The sequence below is a fragment of the Aneurinibacillus sp. REN35 genome (assembly GCF_041379945.2).
Lineage (GTDB): Bacteria > Bacillota > Bacilli > Aneurinibacillales > Aneurinibacillaceae > Aneurinibacillus.
This window is the reverse complement of record NZ_JBFTXJ020000012.1, coordinates 16,829-34,134: the sequence shown is the minus strand read 5'-3', so window position 1 is coordinate 34,134 and position 17,306 is coordinate 16,829. Positions and strand designations below refer to the sequence as shown.

Here is a 17,306-nt window from a genome sequence, read left to right as displayed (position 1 = left end):
GGAAGGGATGAAAGGATACCTCGTATTGAATACAGGCGACATATTTGAAGGCGAGTGGTTTGGCAGCGTGCAGGATTGCACGGGAGAAGTCGTATTTAATACAGGGATGACGGGCTATCAAGAAGTGCTGTCAGACCCGTCATACGCCGGTCAGATCATCACGTTTACGTATCCGTTAATCGGTAATTACGGCATCAATGAGCGGGATTATGAGAGTATGAAGCCTGCTTGCAGAGCGCTTCTAGTGGGGGATCTGTGTCAGCAACCGAGCCACTACGAAGGCACCCGTTCGCTGGCCGAAATTGCCGAAATGCATGGGATCGGCGGCTTATCTGGCATTGATACACGCGCCATTACGCATATCGTACGTACACACGGCGAAGTATACGGCTTGCTGACGACAGACAAAGAAAAGCTCGCGGACTTTACGCCGCAGCCGGCTGGCCATGTAGTGCCGGGTGTATCAGTAGCCAGTATCGAGAAATACGGCATGAAAAATAAGGGACCTCATATAGCATTGATTGATTACGGATATAAAAAATCAATCCTACAGCACTTAGTGGACGGCGGCTGTCGAGTAAGTGTGCTGCCGTATGACGTAACATACAATGAGGTTGCGGCCATTGAACCTGACGGCGTATTTCTGTCCAATGGGCCTGGAGATCCCAAGGCGATCACTCCGCAGCTTGGAGAACTTAAGAAAATCATTGAAAGCTATCCGACGATGGGCATCTGTCTTGGTCATCAGTTGATCTCGCTTATTTTTGGTTGCGATACGGAGCGACTGCCATACGGACACCGGGGCAGCAACCATCCGGTTAAAGATATGCGCACCGGAAAAGTCTATCTTACGTCGCAAAACCATGGCTATGTCGTGAAGGAAGATTCGCTGGCAAAGACGCCGTTAGAGCTGACCTTTCGCAATGTAAATGACAAATCGGTTGAAGGCGTACGTCATACGACGCTGCCGATTGCATCTGTGCAGTTCCACCCAGAAGCGCATGCTGGCCCGCAGGATACGGGCTACTTATTCGCTGAATTTATTCAACAATGCCAGGTAACAGGAGAGAAGAGCTATGCCTAAATTGCCCGATATTAATAAAGTACTCGTACTGGGCTCCGGTCCGATCATTATCGGGCAGGCGGCCGAATTTGACTACGCTGGTGCTCAGGCTTGCCTAGCGCTGCGTGAAGAAGGCGTCGAAGTCATTCTTGTGAATAATAATCCGGCTACCATCATGACGGATGAGGAAGTAGCGGATCGTATTTATATGGAGCCGCTGACAGTGGAAGCGGTAGAGAAAATTATTGCTAAAGAGCGCCCGGATGGTGTGCTGCCTACGCTTGGCGGACAGACTGGCCTGAATCTGGCGGTGGAGTTATCAAAAGCAGGGGTGCTAGAGAAGTATGATGTGAAGCTGCTCGGCACACCGCTTGATACGATTATCCGCGGTGAGGATCGGGAAGAATTCAAGCGGATGATGCAGGAGATCGGTGAGCCGATTCCCGAGAGCGAGACGGTGAACACCGTAGAGGATGCGGTAACCTTTGCCGCTTCGATCGGTTATCCGGTTATCGTCCGTCCAGCTTATACGCTTGGTGGTGCAGGTGGCGGCTTTGCCAACGATGAAGAGGAATTGCGTACTGTGACAAAGCGTGGATTGAATGCCAGTCCGATTCACCAAGTTCTTATAGAACGCAGCATTAAAGGCTGGAAAGAAATCGAATATGAAGTAATGCGTGATGCAAACGATACGTGCATCATCGTATGTAATATGGAGAATTTTGACCCGGTGGGCGTTCATACAGGTGACTCCATCGTGTTCGCGCCTTCGCAAACATTAACCGATCGCCAATATCAGATGCTGCGCTCGGTTGCCTGCAAGGTCATTCGTGAGCTGGGTGTGGTTGGCGGCTGTAACATACAGTATGCATTAGACCCGCACAGTGATCAGTATTATCTTATCGAGGTGAATCCGCGTGTGAGCCGTTCATCAGCACTCGCTTCCAAGGCCACCGGATATCCGATTGCCCGCACTGCGGCGAAGCTTGCGCTCGGCTATCATCTAGACGAAGTAGTGAATCCCATTACAGGCTACACGTATGCAAGCTTTGAACCGGCGATTGATTATGTCGTCGCCAAAATTCCACGCTGGCCGTTCGATAAGTTCCCGCATGCGGACCGTACGCTCGGCACGCAGATGAAGGCGACCGGCGAGGTTATGTCGATTGACCGTACGCTTGAAGGCGCACTGCTCAAGGGCATTCGTTCCTTGGAAATCGGCGCTCATCATCTTGAGATGTCCTATATCAAGGATGCGACTGAAGAGGAAATGGAGCAGGAATTGGTCGATGCGACCGATCAGCGTATTTTCTACATTGCCGAAGCGCTGCGCCGTGGTATGAGTGTGGAGGAGCTGCATGCGAAGACAGCGATTGACCGCTTCTTCTTACACGCACTCGCCCGCATCATTACATTGGAAAATACATTAAAAGATGTGCGCTGGAGTAAGATGACTCCTGAGCTTCTAAAAGAAGTGAAGCTGCGCGGGTTCGCTGACAGCACGATTGCAAGCCTATGCGGAGTTAGTTTCGAGGAAGTGCGTGCCGGATTGAAGGAATGGGGCATAGTTCCGGCTTATAAGCTGGTCGATACATGTGCGGCTGAATTTGTTGCTGCAACACCGTATTATTATTCAACATGGCAGGGACGCGATGAGGTACCTGTACAGAAGGACGGCAAGAAAGTGCTTGTACTTGGTTCCGGCCCGATCCGTATCGGTCAAGGGATTGAGTTCGACTACTGCTCGGTGCATGCAGCCAAAGCACTGCGCAAGCACGGAATCTCAGCTGTCGTCATCAACAACAATCCAGAGACGGTATCAACCGATTACAACACAGCAGATCAGTTGTACTTTGAACCGCTGGCGCTTGAAGATGTATTGAATGTAATTGAAAAGGAACAGGTGGACGGCGTAATGGTACAGTTCGGCGGCCAGACGGCAATCAACCTAGCAGATAAACTGCAAAAGGCCGGTGTACATGTATACGGCACATCAGTTGATGCGATCGACATGGTTGAAGACCGCGAGCTATTCTATCAGATGCTGCGTAAGCTCAACATCCCGCATATTCCGGGGCAGGGTGTCAACAGTCAGCAGGGTGCGCATCTTGTCGCTGAGGAATTGGGCTATCCAGTGCTGATTCGCCCATCCTATGTAATCGGTGGTCGAGGCATGGCTGTGCTGAACAACCCGGAAGAGCTGGATCAATACTTTGCAGACTGGAACCGGTATACATCTTCCGGTGCGCTGTTCCCGCTTTTGATTGATAAATACGTGTCAGGTATGGAAGTGGAAGTGGATGCGATTTGCGATGGAGAAAATATTCTAATACCTGGGATCTTCCAGCATATTGAGCGTGCGGGCGTCCATTCAGGGGATAGTATGGCGATCTTTCCTTCACCGGAGCTTACAGATGCGCAGCGTGAAGAGATTGGCGCAAGCGCCGCTTTAATCGCTAGAGAAATGAAGGCATCCGGACTCATTAATATTCAGTTGGTTATCGACACGGAAGGCACGATCTATGTATTAGAAGTGAATCCGCGCGCCTCTCGGACGGTTCCGATTGTCAGCAAGGTGACTGGAGTGCCAATGGTTGCACTGGCCACGCGGGCGCAGATGGGCGAGAAGCTTACAGATATGGGATATGGTACAGGCATTTTGCCACGCATTCCATTCTATGCAGTAAAAGGTCCTGTCTTCTCTACCATTAAGCTAAATGGGGTTGATCCAGCCCTTGGGCCGGAGATGAAATCAACCGGCGAAGTCATCGGGCTAAGTCATTCGGTTGAGGAAGCAATCGCTAAGGCCATTGCTTGGAAGGAAGGCATCTGCGATTGGCTGATCAAAGGCGATACGATTCTCCTTTCGTTATCGGATCAGGATAAGGAGCCGTTTATCCCGCATATCCATACGCTTAAAGAGTTGGACATACAGATCATCGCTACACCGAGAACAGCCGCCCTCCTTACAGAACATGGGGTAGACGTTAAAGAAATTATTGAAACACAGGAGCAGGCAAAGGCGATCTGCGCTAGCCGTTCGATTAAAGCGTTCGTTAATACGCCGACGCTCGGCAATAAGCGCGGCCGTCTTGGATTTGAATTGCGGCAGTTGGCTCTTGCGCTCAATATTCCGTGCTTTACGTTCCTTGATACATTCGCTTCTTATCTTGCTGTACATGGATATGAGGCAGGCGATGTGGTAGATCTTGGCGAATACCTGCAAGCCGCAAAACGAAAGGAGCTTGTGAAATAGATGGTCATTACACACCAATTAAAGGGAAGAGACTTTCTGTGTCTCTCCGATTATACAAAGGATGAAATTTTGTATTTGCTGGATCTGGCCGCAACGCTGAAAGAAGAGCAAAAACAGGGCATTGCACATCCGCACCTAGCCGGTAAGACGCTGGGCATGATTTTTGATAAAGCATCGACCCGTACGCGCGTATCCTTTGAGGTTGGCATGTACCAGTTGGGCGGTATGGCGATGTTTATGAGCGGCCGTGATTTGCAGATTGGACGCGGTGAGCCGATTCCGGATACAGCGCAGGTGCTCTCCCGTTATATTGATGGCATCATGATTCGTACGTTCTCAGACGAGATGGTCAAAGAACTGGCAGAACACGCATCAATTCCGATCATTAACGGATTGACGGACCTGCAGCATCCATGTCAGGTTATGGCTGATTTCCAGACCATCATTGAGCATAAAGGAAGCCTTGAAGGCCTGAAGCTGGCTTATGTGGGGGATGGCAATAACATGACTCATTCCTTAATGATCGGCGCTGCAAAAGTGGGGATGCATGTTGCCGTTGCATCTCCGAGCGGCTATATGCCGGATGCCGGTGTTACAGAGATGACGAAGAAATTCGCTGAAGAAACGGGTGTATCTGTACTTGTCACGAACGACCCGATAGAAGCGGTGGCGAACGCCGATATCGTCTATACGGATGTATGGGCAAGCATGGGGCAGGAAGCAGAGCAGCAGGAACGTTTGCAGAAGTTCGCAGGTTTTGAGGTGAATGAAGCATTGATGGCAAAGGCCCATCCGGATGCACTCTTTATGCATTGTCTTCCTGCGCATCGTGGTGAAGAAGTATCGGCTGGCGTTATTGATGGATCGCGTTCTGTCGTATTCGATCAATCAGAGAATCGTCTGCATGCACAGAAAGCGATTCTGGTCGCATTAATGAAATAGACTCTAATAGACAACACCCCCGACTCCAATTGAGCCGGGGGTGTTCTTTATAAGGAGCCGAACAAGGTTAACGCTCGACAGGCTTTTCTTTTTCAATGCTCTCCAGTGCTTGTTGTACGGTAGCAAATGTTTCGATATCAGATAGGTCAATGCCAATCCGCACGGCAGTCTCGGCCAATACAGGGCGAATCCCTGTAATCATCGCCTTAATGCCGAGCAGGCGAAGCGTAGCTGTAATTTTGAACAAGTGGCTTGTTACGAATGAATCGATTACCTGGATACCGGAGAAGTCGATAATTAGACAATTAATTTTCATCTCGGCTACTTTTGGGATTATGGTGTTCATAATATGATTGGCCCGATATGTGTCAATGTGACCGATAAGTGGGAGTACTGCTTTTCCTTGCTGGATAGGAACGATGGGTGCAGCTAGAGCGTTCATCGACTCTTTCAGGATGTCATCACGAAGTTTGCTGAATTGAACTGTGGTCGCTTTTAGGGTGTTATCGAATGTCCGGGTGATGCGACGATAAATAAAGAGGATGTCTTCTTTGGAAATATCCATCTTGGTTATAAACCGATCCACTTCATCGAATAGACACAGGCGGAATTCGGAGAGAATAGCGACCGTATCTTTTAGCGCGACGCCCCGCTGAAAAAAGTAGTTCTGTGTATCGTAGTTTCCATGATTAGTGATAGGCTCATCTGTTGTAGATAAGAGTGAGCTTCCAATCTGTTCGATCAGCTTAGAAAAGCTTCCTTCATGAATTTGTTCATCTTTATTTTGAAGTTCTAAATCCATCTGTTTGATTGTTTTGGCAAGGATCTTCTTTCCAAGTTCTTCGTTCTGTTCTTTTAAATAGACAGCTACTTCATGTACATAATTCTTCTTCAGTATGCTGCCTTCGCTGTTCAGACTCACCATACCGGCTCCCTTCACTTCAGAATCAGTTGCCTGGTTATAGTGTAACATATCTTTAATTCTATAATAAATATGGAATCCATTGAGTTTATTGCAGCGGCCGTGGAATTTTGGTCGGTTTGTTGGCTGCCTTGATTTCTTTTCTGATGTCGGTAAGCTCCGTCTCCATACGATCGAAGCGCTGGTGCAGGGATTGCAGCTCTTTTAGTATCTGCTGCAGCATGTCGCTGTTTTGGCGAGCGTGTTCTTCATGTGGATCGACGCGGGTCGGCACCTGCTCCATACTATAGCGCATAAATGTTTTTACCCGCACGGCAAAAGAAATCGCATACGGCTCTCCCGTCACTTCGTGAATGGCATCTTCAAGAATATGCTTGAGGCGAGTCTCCAACCATTGACGGGTGAATTCATTTTCGGCATTGATGGTTACCGTTCGCTTTTTTGTATCGAACTTCTGGATGCTAAGACCTTTAATCCATGTTTCGAAGCTAGAACGCGACATTTTTTTCTGTAGAAGTTCCAGTGTTTCTGTCCATATTTCTTCTATCGTTTTCATGAGGGTGTTCCTCGCTTTGGTTTTTTTTCGAAAATATGTCATGAGAATGATTATACAGTTGAACATGCTACTATACATATCGGCTAAAAATCCCATCTACTGAAAGGGCGGAAAGTAATAAAGTGAAGTTTCTGTCAATAGGGGACAAATTCCCATAGACAGTTGGAAGAATTATCGGTTTTGTTTTTTTTTGTTCTACGATAACGTACAGCGCAGAAACATGTGTAGAGGTTTTTGATCTGATCTATTATGATGGAGAGGATAAACGTGCACGCCGGAAGGGATGAGCTGAAATGTTCAAACGAGTAGGAAATGAAGACATACAGAAAAGAAAAGTACCGTTAGACAAGCTGCGTGTAACGACACCGCCGGAAGCGTTTCCTTGTGAAACAACGGCGCAGATCGAGCCGCTCCAGGACGGAATCATCGGTCAGGACCGTGCTGTACGAGCCATGGAATTCGGACTGAAGGTTAAAAAGGCAGGGTATAACCTCTACGTTGCGGGGCCTCCGGGTACCGGACGTACAACATATACGCGGGCAAAAGCAAAACAGGCAGCAGAAGGAGGATCTGCGCCGGATGATTGGTGTTATGTATATAACTTTTTGCACCCGGATCGGCCGTTAGCGCTATCGTTTCCCGCAGGAGAAGGCAAATCGTTCAAGACAACAATGGACGAGCTTTTGCGCACGGTTGAGCGGGAGATCCGCGCTGCATTTGCAAGCGATGATTATCAGGAGCACCGTCGCTTTATTATGCGAAATTTTGAGAAAAGAGCGCAGGAAGTATGGAAGCGAATGGATGAGCTGGCGCGTGAGTTGCATTTCTCGCTTGAGCGAACCCCGGAAGGCGGCATTGCAACCATTCCGCTCCTATTTGGCAAGCCGATCAGCAACGAAGAATATAGCCGTCTGCCGGATGTATCCCGCCAGGAGATTAAGGAGAAGAGCAAGCGTCTAGAGCAGGAGGTAGCGGATTCGGTACGACAGATTCAACTGTTGGAGAAGGAAGCGGAGCAGGAGGTTGCCCGTTTAGATAAAGATTCAGTACGTCACATTCTACAGCACATATTTGCGCCGGTTACAGCGCTTTATACGGACGAGAAAGTACGACAGTACCTGCAGGCATATGAAGAAGATGTGATTGAGAATCACCATTTTTTCAAGGAGAATTCCGAGGAAGCAAATCCGATGGCGCGTCTGTTGCAGCACAGCGAGGAAGAGGGGCTTAGGCGCTATAAGGTTAATCTGTTCGTAGACAATAGCCTGGCGGTAGGTGCGCCGGTCGTGTTTGAAAGCAATCCGACCTATTATAATTTATTTGGCCGAGTGGAATATCGCAGCACGTTCGGAGCGATGACGACGGACTTTACGATGATTAAACCCGGTGCGCTACATACAGCGAATGGCGGGTATCTTATCGTGCAGATTGCTGAGCTAATGCGTAATCCACTGTCCTGGCATGTCCTGAAGCGGATGCTTAAGACAGGCAGCATGCGCATTGAGAACGTATCGGAAGAGCACGGGCTGATTGCAACAAGCAGCCTTAAGCCTGCGCCGATTCCGCTTGAAGTGAAGGTCATTCTGCTTGGAAGCCCGTATATCTATCATGTATTGTCGGAATTGGATGAAGATTTTCCGAAGTTGTTCAAGGTAAAAGTAGAGTTCGACACCGATATGAAAAAGAACGAACAGCATTATCATGCATTTGCGGCATTTGTCCGCAGCTACGGAGACAAACAGAACCTATTGCCGTTTCATCGCAGCGCGCTGGCTGCGCTCTTGGATCATAGTGCGCGGCTCGCAGGTGATCAGCGTAAGCTTACAACCGATTTCCATAACCTAACCCGTCTTCTTGTCGAGGCAAGCTTCTGGGCGGAAGAAGAGGGCGCGGTGATTGTAGAAGCCACTCATGTATATCAGGCGCTGGCCGAGCAGGAATACCGGGCGAATCGTATGGATGAGAAGATGCGTGAGCTGATAGAAGAAGGCACGATTATGGTCGATGTAATAGGTGAGAAAATAGGCCAAATCAACGGATTGGCGGTGCTGCAGACAGGAGATTATACATTCGGCCAGCCGCATCGTATAACCGCGCGCACGTTCATCGGCCGTCAGGGGATTATCAATATTGAGCGGGAGACATCGCTGAGCGGGCAGTTCCATCATAAAGGACTGCTTATCTTAAGTGGGTACTTAGCTGGGAAGTTCGCCCGGGATAAACCGCTGCCGTTATCGGCCAGCATTACTTTTGAGCAAACATACAGCATGATTGATGGAGACAGTGCGTCCAGCACAGAGCTGTATGCGCTTCTGTCCTCTCTATCCGACATTCCGATCAAGCAGGGAATTGCGGTAACAGGCTCTGTTAATCAGTTTGGTGAGATTCAGCCGATTGGCGGCGTAAATGAAAAAATTGAGGGGTTTTTTGCCGTTTGCAAAGCGCTTGGCTTAAACGGGGAGCAAGGTGTCATCATTCCGCACCAAAATGTAAAGAATTTAATGCTGCGTCCAGAGATTGTAGAAGCAGCCGCAGCGGGACAATTCCATATCTGGCAGGTCCGCACGATTGAAGAGGGCATCGAAATTCTGACCGGGGTCGCTGCCGGTATGTGTGATGAGCAGGGAGAGTATGAATCGGGTACGTTGTTTGGTGAAGTCAATCGGCGGCTAGGGCAGATGTCTTCTTCTATGAAAGAAGATGCAGCCGACCTGGTAATTGATGTTGATGCACGTGCCATGCAGAAGCTGATCGAATCAGAAGATGAAGGAGAAAAAAGCTAAGACGCCTTTTTTGTCTGCCAACAAATTTTTTTCAAAAAGGGTATTGAATTTTTATTAATAAAGATGCATAATGTTGCATAGAGAATAAATTGTGTGCGAGGCACGAAGGGAAGGATTTACATTATGGCAAAAGAAAAAGTGGTTCTGGCCTATTCAGGCGGTTTAGATACATCAGTAGCGATTAAATGGCTTCAAGAAACATATAATTATGACGTAATTGCAGTAGCTCTAGACGTTGGTGAAGGAAAGGATCTGGATTTCATACGCGACAAGGCAATCCAGGTTGGAGCGATTAAATCCTACGTTGTGGATGCGAAAGATTTGTTTGCGGATGAATTTGTTTTACCGGCATTGAAAGCCAATGCAATGTACGAAGGTAAATATCCGGTTGTATCTGCGCTCTCTCGTCCGCTGATCGCGAAGGTGCTAGTTGACATCGCAACAGAAGAAGGTGCGGTAGCGGTAGCGCATGGCTGCACAGGTAAAGGAAACGATCAAGTACGCTTTGACGTCTCTATTACGGCTCTGAATCCTGATCTTAAAATCGTGGCGCCTGTACGTGAATGGGGCATGAGCCGCGACGAAGAGATTAAATATGCACAGGAGCACAATATTCCGATCCCGGTGAATCTTGATAATCCATACAGCATCGACCAGAACCTATGGGGCCGTGCGTGCGAGTGTGGAGAATTGGAGAACCCGTGGAACGAACCGCCAAAAGGCGCATATGACCTCACAAACCATCTTGAAGATACGCCGGATACACCGGAAGAGATTGAGATCGAATTCGTACAGGGCAAGCCGGTCGCTTTAAACGGTAAGCAGATGAACCTGTCCACTTTAATCCTTGAGCTTAACCAAATCGCAGGTAAGCATGGGGTTGGTCGTATTGATCATGTGGAGAATCGTCTTGTGGGCATCAAATCCCGCGAAGTATATGAAGCACCGGGTGCGATTACGCTGATTTTGGCACACCGCGAGTTGGAGTTTTTGACGCAGCCGCGTGAAGTAGCGCAATTCAAGCCGATCGTTGAGCAAAAAATCTCGCAGGTTATCTATGAAGGACTGTGGTTCTCACCGATTACAGATGCGCTTAAAGCATTTGTGGAAGAGACGCAAAAATTCGTAACAGGCACGATCCGCGTGAAGCTGTTCAAAGGCCATGCGATTGTTGTCGGCAGAAAATCAGCATCATCTCTGTATGATGAGAACTTAGCAACCTACAGCGCCGAAGATACATTCGATCACCAAGCAGCGATTGGATTCGTTAAACTGTGGGGTCTGCAGACAAAAGTATTCGTTCAAACAAATAAAGATCAATTGGATCATACGCCAAAAACGGTTGTGATCGATAAGAAAGAAGCTGTTGAGCAAGCGTAAGTATGACTGCGGTCTATATTATAGAAGAAACTGAAAAGCAGTAAGAGAGAGGAGGGAGGCGCTTTCCTTCGCGGTTCGGTATCGCGCGGGGAAGCGCCTGCATTTTATGAAGCTATGGGGCGGAAGGTTCACCAAAGCGACAGATAAGCTTGTAGAAGAATATACAGCATCGATTCAATTCGACCAGCAGCTATGGAGAGAAGACATTACAGGAAGCCTTGCCCATGTGTCTATGCTCGGTAAGTGCGGCATCATCGGTGAAGAAGAAGCGGCAACCATTGCCGAGGGGCTAAAAAAGGTTGCAGCGATGATCGAAGCCGGAGATGTAGAATTTACAGTAGAAAATGAAGACGTACATATGAATGTGGAGCGCCTCCTGCTTGAGCAGGTCGGACCGGTTGGTGGGAAGCTGCATACCGGACGCAGTCGTAATGATCAGGTAGCAACCGATATGCACCTGTATCTTCGCGCGCGCGTCGTTGAGATTACGGAACTGGTAGCCAAAGTGCAAGAGGCGCTGCTTGAACAGGCACAGGCTAATACGGATACGATTTTACCAGGCTATACGCATATGCAGAGAGCACAGCCGATTCTCTTTGCGCATCACTTGATGGCGTACTATGCCATGCTTCAGCGTGATGCGGAGCGGTTGATGGATAGCTGGAAGCGTATCAATGTACTGCCGCTTGGTGCAGGCGCTTTGGCAGGCACAACATTTCCAATTGACCGTGCATATGTAGCAGAACAGCTAAAATTCGACAAAATATACACCAACAGTCTTGATGCGGTGAGCGACCGTGATTTTATCGTGGAATTCCTGTCCAACTCCTCGCTTCTTATGACCCATCTCTCGCGTCTATGCGAAGAGTTGATTCTGTGGATGAGTGACGAGTTCAACTTTGTTGAGTTAGATGATGCCTTCTGTACTGGATCAAGCATCATGCCGCAGAAGAAAAATCCGGATGTGGCGGAATTGGTGCGCGGAAAAACAGGACGTGTCTACGGTAATCTAGTCGGACTTCTTACTGTGTTGAAGGGCTTGCCGCTCGCATATAACAAGGATATGCAGGAAGATAAAGAAGGCATGTTCGATACGGTGGCGACACTGCATGGTGCGCTGTCCCTGTTCGCTCCAATGATTCGTACGATGAAGGTTAAGAAAGAGAATATGCGTCAAGCTGTAGCCCAGGACTTCTCGAATGCGACAGACCTTGCCGATTATCTGGTAGGCAAGGGTATGCCGTTCCGCCAAGCGCATGAGGTTGTAGGTAAGAGCGTACTGTACTGCATTGAGCAGGGCAAATACCTGCTTGATATGAGCCTTGATGAGTACAAGCAGTTCTCGGAGCTTTTTGAAGACGACATCTATACTGCCCTTGATCCGCAAAATGTGGTTAATGCCCGTAATGTACTGGGTGGTACGGCCAAAAATCAGGTGGAGATTCAGATTGCCAATGCATCTGTTGAGCTTGCACACACACAGCAATGGATAGACGATCATCTGCAAAAAATTGACGTCCAGCTCTTCTAGAAGAAATATGTATAGAAAGTTAATAGACTGCCGCGTTGTGATATAAACCAGACGATCTGGCAGGATATGAAAGAAATAATGATTATCGGTAAGATCATCCCCTTTCACAGGAAGGGGATGTTTTTTTTGCTAGAAAATTGTCGAAAATAATGTGCTATTATTCATGCGTTTTGCTCGACAAGTGGTATAATAGATAGGGTGTTTATTGTTGAATGATGTCATTTCCAAGGAAATAATATAAAACAATGTAGTTTGGGTGATGTATTTGATAGAAATGCAGGATGTATGGAAAACGTATCCGAACGGAACCGTAGCACTCCAGGGAATTGATGTTTATATCAAAGACGGTGAATTTGTCTATGTAGTCGGTCCAAGTGGTGCGGGAAAGTCAACTTTTATTAAACTGATGTATCGAGAAGAAAAGTCGTCGAAGGGTCAGATTGTCATCAACGGCTCGCATATTAGCCGATTGAAGGAAAAGCAAATCCCGTATATGCGCCGCAAGATCGGTGTTGTATTCCAGGATTTTAAGCTGCTTCCGCGCTTGACAGTCTATGAAAATGTTGCATTTGCGATGGAAGTTATTGAAGCATCGAAGAAAGAGATTAAACCGCGTGTGATGGAAGTGCTAGATCTTGTTCGCTTAAAGCATAAAGCACGTTCATTACCTGAACAGCTATCCGGAGGAGAACAGCAGCGTGTGGCGATTGCTCGTGCGATTGTAAACAATCCTGATTTGATTATCGCCGATGAGCCTACCGGGAATCTAGATCCGGATACGTCGATGGATATTATGCAGACGCTGCTTGAAATTAATCGACGCGGGACAACTATTATTATGGCAACACACAATAAAGACATCGTAAACAGTGTACGCAAGCGCGTCATTGCGATTGAAGCCGGACGAATTGTTCGCGATGAGCAGAGAGGGGAGTATGGCTATGAAGAGTAGCACTATATCCCGCCATCTGCGCGAAGGATTTAAGAATTTGGGCCGGAACGGTTGGATGACCTTTGCCTCGGTTAGTGCCGTGACGATCACACTGTTAATTCTCGGCGTCTTTTTAATGTTGGCAATGAATATTCAGCACCTTGTCCAGACCGTAGAAAAGCAGGTAGAGATCCGTGTCTCGCTTGACGTAACGGCTGATCAGGCGACGGCAAAAAGAGTGGAAGAACAGCTTAATAAGCTATCTGAAGCCGCTGAAGTAACGTTTGTTCCAAAAGCGGAAGGGCTTCAGAATTTAAAGAAGAGCTTTGGTGAGAAGGGTACGCTGTTCAATGGGTTAGAAAAAGAGAACCCGCTGCCTGATTCATTTATCGTCAAAGCAAAGACACCGCAGCAAACCGGAGCGCTAGCCAAGAAGATTCAAGCAGTCGACGGTGTGAAGAAGGTTAATTACGCTGAGCAGACGACACAAAAACTATTCGCAATTACAGACGTAGTACGCTTTGTGATTGTTGCATTTATTATCGCACTGGCATTCACTGCGATGTTCTTAATCGCCAATACGATTAAGCTGACCATTGTTGCACGTCGGCGAGAGATCGAGATTATGAAGCTTGTAGGTGCCACGAATGGATTTATCCGTTGGCCTTTCTTTGTTGAGGGAGCCTTGATGGGTGTTATGGGTGCGATTCTACCAATTATTATTTTAACAGTAGGGTACGGCTATTTGATCGATTTCGTTCAACAGCAGCTCGCCCTTTATTTCTTAGATTTACTCCCGGTCTATCCGCTTGCATTCCAGGTTTCTCTTATTCTGCTTGGGATCGGCGCATTCATCGGTATCTGGGGAAGCTTAATGTCCGTACGTCGGTTCTTACGCATATAAAAAATTAAGAGGGTCTGGGGAGGAAAAGATGGCGAAAAAGTTCCTGATTCCGCTAGCAGCTACTATTTTATTTACCGGAATTACTCCGGCGGTCAGCCAGGCTGATCAAGTATCAAATGTACAAAAGGAAATTGAAAGAATCAAAAAAGAAAGCGAAGCGGCAAAGGGCAAGATTAGCTCAATTAATCAGCAGATCAATAGCATTCAAAATCAGCAGCAGTCAACCAAAGAAGACATTATGAGCATTGATTTGAAAATGAACGAAACACAGGCCAAAATCGAAGAGCTGAACAAGCAAATCGAAAAAACAACGGCTGAATTAAAAGAAGCCGCCAAACAGCTTCAAGAAGCGATTATTCGCGTACAGAAGCGTGACAAGCTGTTGAAAACAAGGGTGTCTGCGATTTATGAAGCGGGCGATATCTCATATATTGAAGTACTTCTAGGCTCACAGGACTTCAGCGACTTTCTTGAACGTCTAGACGCTGTAAAATCAATTGTGGATCAGGATGTAACCATTCTCGAAGATAATAAGCGCGATCGTGATATCATCGCGGAGAAGAAAAAACAAATTGAAGACCAGCTCAAAAGCTTAAAATCCATGCAGGCAGAAGCGCAGCAGCTTGCAGCTAAGCTTGATGCACAGAAGCAAGAGCGTGAACGTATCCTTAATGAGCTTCGGACAAAAGAGGGCGAATTGCTGGAGATTAAAGAAGATCAGGAAAAAGCATCGCTTGAATTGGTCAATCAGCTACAGCAGAAGATAGATGAACAGCGCCGAGCGGAAGAAGAAGCGCGACGCGCGGCTGCTGCATCCTCTTCCGATGCGGGAAGCTGGGCGCCGGACCCTCAGTATTCAGGCGGACAATTCGTGAAGCCGATCGCAGGCGGGCGTCTGTCTTCGTCTTACGGGTACCGGATACACCCGATTCTTCATACAAGAAAGTTCCATGATGGAACGGATATAGCAGCGCCACAAGGCACGCCGATCTATGCGACGGCGGATGGTGTGGTAGCTTCTACCGGCTACATGAACGGGTATGGGAATACGGTAGTGATTTATCATGGTAACGGTTTGAGCACATTGTATGCGCATATTCGCCATGGTGGTATTGTTGTATCAGAAGGGCAGAAGGTAAGTGCCGGACAAAAAATTGCAGAAGTGGGTTCAACGGGCCGCTCGACCGGACCGCACCTGCATCTGACAGTAATTAAGAATGGACAAAAAGTGAATCCTTTGTCTTTCTTTTAATGACGTTAGCGACGGATATATCTTTGATATATCCGTCCTATGTTATATATGAATAAAATGAGGATAAATATGGAAGAGATAGATAAGGAAAGGCAATGTGCTAAGCGTGGTGGCTAGGTTCGCTTTTCTGCTTCTAATCTGACAGCTTGCCTCATAAATATAGTGATGAACTAGAAGTGGACGGCGTAAGGTATGCCCGCTTCCCGTATCTTGTGTATAAAGGTGGTGTTTGTATTTGTATATAAAACGCCGTACGCTTACGATTATTGTTTTGCTGCTGATTGTCTCTACGAGCATTGTTACGCTTGCGGCCCAGAAGTTTCTTGGACAGGCTTCAGGTTCGCAGAAGAATACGCCGCAGGGACAGGACGCACAGAAACAGGCTGCAAATCAGAACCCTGATTTAGCCAAAATATATGAAGCGTATCAAATGATAGACAATGCAGCGCTTGAGAAAAAAGGAAAAACGGAACTGGTGGATGGCGCAATCGAAGGCATGGTCAAGACACTAGATGATCCGTTTTCTGATTATATGAATCAGAAGGAAACAAAAGATTTCAATTCGTCGCTGCAATCGACCTTTGAAGGGATCGGAGCGGAAGTTACACTTAAAAATGAGAAGGTGACGATCGTATCTCCGTTCAAAGGCTCGCCGGCTGAGAAAGCCGGGCTTCGTCCGGAAGACCAAATTCTTAAGGTCAATAATAAGAGTCTGCAGGGGCTAAGTCTAAGCGATGCTGTCATGCATATCCGTGGACCGAAAGGCACGAAGGCAGAGCTTGAAATTATTCGTCCAGGCTTATCAGAGCCTATGCATGTAACGGTTGTACGTGATAATATTCCAATCGAGACCGTATACGGAGAGACGATGGAGAAGAATGGTAAGAAATATGGAAAGCTGGAGATTACACAGTTTTCCGAGAATACGGCCAAGCACTTTTCCACAGAATTAAAGAAGCTAGAGCAGCAGAATATCAACGGGCTTCTTATTGATGTGCGGGGAAATCCTGGCGGGCTGTTGGATTCGGTAGTGGAGATTGGAAATCAGATTGTACCAAACAAAGGCATTATTCTACAGGTGCAATATAGCGATGGCAAGAAAGAAGTATTCCGCTCTGAAAAAGGTGATGTCAAATATCCGGTTGTTGTATTAACGGATAAAGGCAGCGCCAGCGCGTCTGAGATTCTTGCTGCGGCACTGCAGGGCAGCGGCTCTAAAGTGGTTGGCATCAACTCATTTGGTAAAGGCACGGTACAGAATACGATGCCGCTTGAAGATGACAGCCAGCTTAAGATTACGGTCGCAAAATGGCTAACACCGGACGGAACCTGGATTCATAAGAAAGGGATCGCTCCGGATGTAAAGATTGAGCAGCCCGATTATTTCAATGCGGCTCCGCTGCCTACTAAAACAGAGCTTACACGTGATATGAACGGCTCGGATGTGAAGAATCTTCAATTAATTCTTAAAGGTATAGGCCAGCCGCCGGGAAGGACGGATGGATACTTCGATAGCCGTACCGAGACGGCGGTCAAGGCATTCCAGAGTCTGCACCAGCTTTCGGTCACCGGAAAGGTGGATAAGGCTACAGCAGGCGCAATGCAAGAAGAGCTAATTAAACGCATACAAGATCCAAAAAATGATTTACAGCTCCAAGCTGCGCTTGAAGTAATATCCAGGGAAGCAAATTAGAAAAAAAGCAGGGTTCACCTCATATTTTATCGAATTATACAACCACGGCCTTTATGCTGTGGTTTTTTCTTTTGATAGTGGCTATGATGAAGA

12 protein-coding genes are annotated in these 17,306 nt (G+C 47.4%); 10 read left to right on the top strand and 2 right to left on the bottom strand.

Going from position 1 to position 17,306, the window contains the following annotated elements:
- The first annotated feature begins 7 nt into the window (after positions 1-7).
- From AB3351_RS18420 to argF, 3 genes are read left to right on the top strand one after another with little or no spacing between them, the layout of a single operon-like run.
- Positions 8-1,084: a carbamoyl phosphate synthase small subunit gene (locus tag AB3351_RS18420; RefSeq protein ID WP_371148618.1), complete on the top strand. Its 1,077-nt coding sequence runs from the start codon at positions 8-10 to the stop codon at positions 1,082-1,084.
- The gene (gene carB, locus AB3351_RS18415) at positions 1,077-4,319 is read left to right on the top strand and encodes a carbamoyl-phosphate synthase (glutamine-hydrolyzing) large subunit (RefSeq protein ID WP_371148617.1); all 3,243 of its coding nucleotides are present in this window, start codon (positions 1,077-1,079) and stop codon (positions 4,317-4,319) included. Before AB3351_RS18420 ends, carB begins: the two co-directional genes overlap by 8 nt.
- Positions 4,320-5,261: an ornithine carbamoyltransferase gene (gene argF, locus AB3351_RS18410; protein ID WP_371148616.1), complete on the top strand. Its 942-nt coding sequence runs from the start codon at positions 4,320-4,322 to the stop codon at positions 5,259-5,261.
- A gap of 67 nt (positions 5,262-5,328) precedes the next feature.
- Here the strand turns inward: argF and AB3351_RS18405 are convergent, their stop codons facing one another.
- Both AB3351_RS18405 and AB3351_RS18400 read right to left on the bottom strand, forming a co-directional pair.
- Positions 5,329-6,234, bottom strand: coding sequence for an STAS domain-containing protein (locus tag AB3351_RS18405; protein WP_371148615.1), 906 nt, complete (start codon positions 6,232-6,234; stop codon positions 5,329-5,331).
- Between the two features lie 37 nt (positions 6,235-6,271).
- The gene (locus tag AB3351_RS18400; protein ID WP_371148614.1) at positions 6,272-6,739 is read right to left on the bottom strand and encodes a DnaA N-terminal domain-containing protein; all 468 of its coding nucleotides are present in this window, start codon (positions 6,737-6,739) and stop codon (positions 6,272-6,274) included.
- Positions 6,740-7,032: 293 nt separating this feature from the next.
- On the opposite strand from AB3351_RS18400, the gene AB3351_RS18395 reads away from it, so the two are divergent.
- From AB3351_RS18395 to AB3351_RS18365, 7 genes are all read left to right on the top strand, one after another.
- Positions 7,033-9,522 (top strand): Lon protease family protein, encoded by a 2,490-nt coding sequence (locus tag AB3351_RS18395; protein ID WP_371148613.1) that lies wholly within the window; start codon positions 7,033-7,035, stop codon positions 9,520-9,522.
- Between the two features lie 123 nt (positions 9,523-9,645).
- Positions 9,646-10,902, top strand: a complete 1,257-nt coding sequence (locus tag AB3351_RS18390) for an argininosuccinate synthase (RefSeq protein WP_371148612.1) — start codon at positions 9,646-9,648, stop codon at positions 10,900-10,902.
- A 106-nt stretch (positions 10,903-11,008) separates the two neighbouring features.
- The gene (argH, locus tag AB3351_RS18385; protein WP_371148611.1) at positions 11,009-12,433 is read left to right on the top strand and encodes an argininosuccinate lyase; all 1,425 of its coding nucleotides are present in this window, start codon (positions 11,009-11,011) and stop codon (positions 12,431-12,433) included.
- Positions 12,434-12,698: 265 nt separating this feature from the next.
- Positions 12,699-13,385 carry a cell division ATP-binding protein FtsE gene (gene ftsE / locus AB3351_RS18380; protein WP_371148610.1) on the top strand — a complete coding sequence of 229 codons (687 nt, stop codon included), beginning with the start codon at positions 12,699-12,701 and terminating at the stop codon, positions 13,383-13,385.
- The gene (gene ftsX, locus AB3351_RS18375) at positions 13,375-14,268 is read left to right on the top strand and encodes a permease-like cell division protein FtsX (protein WP_371148609.1); all 894 of its coding nucleotides are present in this window, start codon (positions 13,375-13,377) and stop codon (positions 14,266-14,268) included. The genes ftsE and ftsX overlap by 11 nt, the downstream gene beginning before the upstream one ends.
- Before the next feature lie 28 nt (positions 14,269-14,296).
- Entirely contained in the window at positions 14,297-15,520 is a 1,224-nt protein-coding gene (locus tag AB3351_RS18370; RefSeq protein WP_371148608.1) for a murein hydrolase activator EnvC family protein, read from the top strand.
- A gap of 235 nt (positions 15,521-15,755) precedes the next feature.
- The gene (locus tag AB3351_RS18365; protein ID WP_371148607.1) at positions 15,756-17,213 is read left to right on the top strand and encodes a S41 family peptidase; all 1,458 of its coding nucleotides are present in this window, start codon (positions 15,756-15,758) and stop codon (positions 17,211-17,213) included.
- Positions 17,214-17,306 lie beyond the last annotated feature (93 nt).

Coding starts and splice junctions, on each gene's coding strand:
- AB3351_RS18420 (WP_371148618.1), top strand. CDS start 8: ATGAAAGGATACCTCGTATTGAATACAGGCGACATATTTGAAGGCGAG.
- carB (WP_371148617.1), top strand. CDS start 1,077: ATGCCTAAATTGCCCGATATTAATAAAGTACTCGTACTGGGCTCCGGT.
- argF (WP_371148616.1), top strand. CDS start 4,320: ATGGTCATTACACACCAATTAAAGGGAAGAGACTTTCTGTGTCTCTCC.
- AB3351_RS18405 (WP_371148615.1), bottom strand. CDS start 6,234: ATGTTACACTATAACCAGGCAACTGATTCTGAAGTGAAGGGAGCCGGT.
- AB3351_RS18400 (WP_371148614.1), bottom strand. CDS start 6,739: ATGAAAACGATAGAAGAAATATGGACAGAAACACTGGAACTTCTACAG.
- AB3351_RS18395 (WP_371148613.1), top strand. CDS start 7,033: ATGTTCAAACGAGTAGGAAATGAAGACATACAGAAAAGAAAAGTACCG.
- AB3351_RS18390 (WP_371148612.1), top strand. CDS start 9,646: ATGGCAAAAGAAAAAGTGGTTCTGGCCTATTCAGGCGGTTTAGATACA.
- argH (WP_371148611.1), top strand. CDS start 11,009: ATGAAGCTATGGGGCGGAAGGTTCACCAAAGCGACAGATAAGCTTGTA.
- ftsX (WP_371148609.1), top strand. CDS start 13,375: ATGAAGAGTAGCACTATATCCCGCCATCTGCGCGAAGGATTTAAGAAT.
- AB3351_RS18370 (WP_371148608.1), top strand. CDS start 14,297: ATGGCGAAAAAGTTCCTGATTCCGCTAGCAGCTACTATTTTATTTACC.